Below are 3,873 nucleotides of genomic sequence, written 5' to 3' on the forward strand. Positions count from 1 at the left end.
TGCTCGACGAACGCGACGTGCCGCCACGAGTTCGCGGTCAACGCGCCGGTGTTGTCGTACGACATGCCGAGCAGGTCCAGGCCGCTCTCCGGGACCCCGTTCCACTCCTTGCAGGCGACCTCACAGGCCTTACAGCCGATGCACACGCTGGTGTCGGTGAAGAACCCCATCCGCGGCGGCGCGTCCTCGTAACCGGCCTCGGGTGCCGGGTCCAGCGGGCCGTACAGGCTGTGCGGGTCAGGAAGCACAGTGCTCCTTCCCCTCGTCGTCGGTGGTCACGGCCGGCGCGTGCTGGCCCGGGGTGATCCCGGCGCGTCGCTGGTAGTCGGCCACCAGGTCGAGCAGTGCCGGCCCGGTCGGCCGCCGCCCCGGCTTGATGTCGCAGGTGCCGACCTTGCTCTCCTGGATCAGCACGTTCGGGTCCAGGCTGATGCCGAACAGGTCGTTGGCCGAGTCGCCGGTCACCAGACCCTCGAACCCGAAGTGGTACGGCAACCACACCTGGTGGATGATCCGACCGTCCACCCGCAGCGGGGTCAGCCGGTCGGTCACCAACACCCTCGCCTCGATCACCGCCCGCCCGCTGACCAGGTGCGCCCAGCCCAGATGCGTCAGCCCGACCTCGCCGGCCAGGGCCGGGGACACCTCGACGAACATCTCCGGTTGCAACTCGGCCAGCGGCGACACGGTCCGGCTCATCGCGCCGGCGGTGTGGTGCTCGGTGAGCCGGCTGACCGTGAACACGTACGGGAACACCTGACCGTGCTCCTGCGGCGGGCTCGGGTTCACCGAGTTCACCGGGTGCGCGTACATCTTGCGGGTCGGGTTGGCCTGCTGCCGGTAGAGCGGGTTACGCACCGGCGACTCCACCGGCTCGTAGTGCGTGGGCAGCGGCCCGTCCAGGACACCGCTGGGCGCGTACAGCCAGCCCTTGCCGTCGCCCTGCATCACGAACGGGTCGTCACCGGCGATGCCCTCCGTCCCGGACGCGCCGGGTGGCGGCCGGTACGACGGCGGTTTGGTCTTCTCGAAGTCCGGCACGTCGTAGCCGGTCCACTCGGCCTTCTCCGCGTCCCACCACACGTAGCGCTTGCGCTCGGACCACGGGTTGCCGTCCGGGTCGGCCGAGGCACGGTTGTAGAGGATCCGCCGGTTCGCCGGCCACGCCCACCCCCACTCGGCGGCCACCCAGTCCTGCTCGTGTCGGGACCTGCGCCGGGCCGCCTGGTTGACGCCGTCGGCGTACACCCCGCTGTAGATCCAACAGCCGATCGCTGTGGAACCGTCCGCGCGAGCCTCGGCGAAGCCGGACAGCGGGCGGCCGGTCGCCACGTCGTACCCGTTGATCTCGCGCAGCACCGCCTCGGCGCTCGGCTCCGCGTGCGGACCGTGGGTGGGGTAGTCCCAGGTGAGATCGAGCAGCGCCCTGTCGCGCGGCAGCTTCGAGTCGGCCAGTTTCTCTCGCAGTTTGCGGCCCAGGTGGTAGAAGAACCACAGCTCGGAGCGGGCGTCGCCCGGCGGCTCGACGGCCTTCTCCCGCCACTGCAACAACCGCTGCGTCTGGGTGAACGTCCCCTCCTTCTCCACATGGGACGCGGCGGGCAGGAAGAACACCTCCGTGCGGCACTCCTCCGGGACGATCTCGCCGGTGGCGACCTCGGGGCCGTTCTGCCAGAACGTGGCACTCTCGATCATGAACAGGTCGCGGACCACCAACCAGTCCAGGTTCGCCATGCCCAGGCGCTGCGCGCGGCCGTGCGCGGAGCCGACCGCCGGGTTCTGACCCAACAGGAAGTACCCCTTGATCTTCCCGTCGATCATGTTGAGCACCTGCTGGTACGTGCCGTGATCGCCGGTCAGCCGGGGCAGGTAGCCGTAACAGAAGTCGTTCTCCGGCGTCGCCGCGTCACCCCAGTACGCCTTGAGCAGGCTGGCCGCGAACGACCGCGCATTGCCCCAGAACCCCTTCTGCCCCGGGTGCCGGATGCTGTCCACCCACTCGTCGAAACTCGGGTGCTCCGCGTGGTGCGGCATCGGCAGGTAGCCCGGCAGCAGGTTGAACAACGTCGGGATGTCGGTGGAGCCCTGGATGCTGGCGTGCCCGCGCAGGGCCATCACCCCGCCACCCGGGCGACCCATGTTGCCCAGCAGCAGTTGGATGATCGCGCCGGTGCGGATGTACTGCACACCCACGCTGTGCTGCGTCCACCCCACCGAGTAGATCAGCATGCCGGTGCGCTCGCGCCCGGAGTTGCGGGTCCACGCCTGCGCCAACTCCAGGAACTGCTCGCGCGGAATCCCGCAGACCTGCTCCACCATCTCCGGGGTGTAGCGGGAGAAGTGTCGCTTGAGGATCTGGTAGACGCAGCGCGGGTGCCGCAACGTCTCGTCCCGCTCGGTCTGCCCGCCCACCTGTGCGCCGTGCGACTCGTGCGTCAGCCCCGCGGCGCTGTCGCGCTCCTGCGCGGTGTGCCCACTGCCGGACGAACCCTCGTGCCCCGCGTACTGCCAGCTGTCCTGCACGTAGCTGTTGGTCTCCGCATCGAACCCGGAGAAGAACCCGTCGCCGTCCTCGGTGTCGACGAAGTCCTCGCTGACGATCGTCGCCGCGTTCGTGTACGACAGCACGTACTCCCTGAAGTCCAACTCGTTGTCCAGGATGTAGCGCACCACGCCGCCGAGCAGCGCGATGTCGGTGCCCGCGCGGATCGGCAGGTACGCGTCGGCCACCGCGCTGGTGCGGGTGAACCGTGGGTCGACGTGGAACACCTTCGCGCCACGACGCTTCGCCTCCATCACCCACTGGAAGCCCACCGGGTGCGCCTCAGCCATGTTGGAACCCTGGATGACGATCACGTCAGCGTTGGCGATGTCCTGCTGGAAATCCGTCGCACCGCCACGACCGAAGCTGGCCCCCAGACCGGGGACGGTGGCGGAGTGTCAAATACGGGCCTGGTTCTCGATCTGGAGCGCCCCCATCGCGGTGAACAACTTCTTGATGAGGTAGTTCTCCTCGTTGTCCAGCGTCGCCCCACCCAGACTGGAGAAACCCAGCGTCCGGTTGAGCGGCCGACCTTCCGTGTCGACGTCCTCCCAGGTCTGCTCACGCGCCGCGAGCATCCGGTCGGCGATCATGTCGAGCGCGGTGTCGAGTTCCAGATCCTCCCACTGCGTCGAGTACGGACGCCGGTAGCGGACAGTCGTCTGCCGCAGCGGACTGGTCACGAGACTCTTGCTCGCCGAGCCCTTCGGGCAGAGCCGACCCCGCGAGATCGGGCTGTCCGGATCGCCCTCGATCTGGCTGACCTGGCCGTCCTTCACGAACACCCGCTGGCCGCAGCCGACCGCACAGTACGGGCAGACCGATCGGGCGACGCTGTCGGCGTCCTCGGTACGGGCGGTGAGCTGCGCCGACCGGGCGGACTGCGCCGCCGCACCCCGACCCAGCGGGTCCGTGCCGGTGAGCTGGCGGTAGACCGGCCAACCCTCGATAAAGGTCCGTAGACCCATGCCCCGACACCCCCTCCCACCCGAGCGACCCCCTGAACATAGGTCAACCGAGGCATCTTCGCGAACCGGTGACAGCAGACAGCGCCGCCCCCGGCCGGGTGGGCCGGGGGCGACGCCGGTGTCGGTGTGCAGGTCGCCTCTCGGCGAGTGGCACGACGCGGCTCCAGCCGAACGGTATTCCGCGAAGGCGATATTAGGTGAGGCCCGGGGACACTGAGTCACACCGACACCGTCCACAACCAGCCAGACCCCGCCCCGTGTTCCCACCCCGCCCGCCCAATCCGGCCCGCACCGACCGCGAGGCGCGGGACGTGCGAGGTGCGGGACGTGCCGCTGGCCGGCACCCCGGGTTGCGGGTGCCGG

The 3,873-nt window shown here is 69.4% G+C and carries 1 protein-coding gene and 1 pseudogene; both read right to left on the bottom strand.

The features are described from left to right. Positions 1-248, bottom strand: a pseudogene (locus AB0A95_RS34585) (4Fe-4S ferredoxin); the annotation flags it as partial. After that, a complete protein-coding gene (fdh, locus tag AB0A95_RS34590; RefSeq protein WP_357559970.1) occupies positions 238-3,510 on the bottom strand; it encodes a formate dehydrogenase in 3,273 nt (1,090 codons plus the stop codon). The pseudogene AB0A95_RS34585 and the gene fdh, both read right to left, overlap by 11 nt. Positions 3,511-3,873: the final 363 nt, after the last annotated feature.

The organism is Micromonospora sp. NPDC049230 (assembly GCF_040647875.1).
Taxonomy (GTDB): domain Bacteria; phylum Actinomycetota; class Actinomycetes; order Mycobacteriales; family Micromonosporaceae; genus Micromonospora.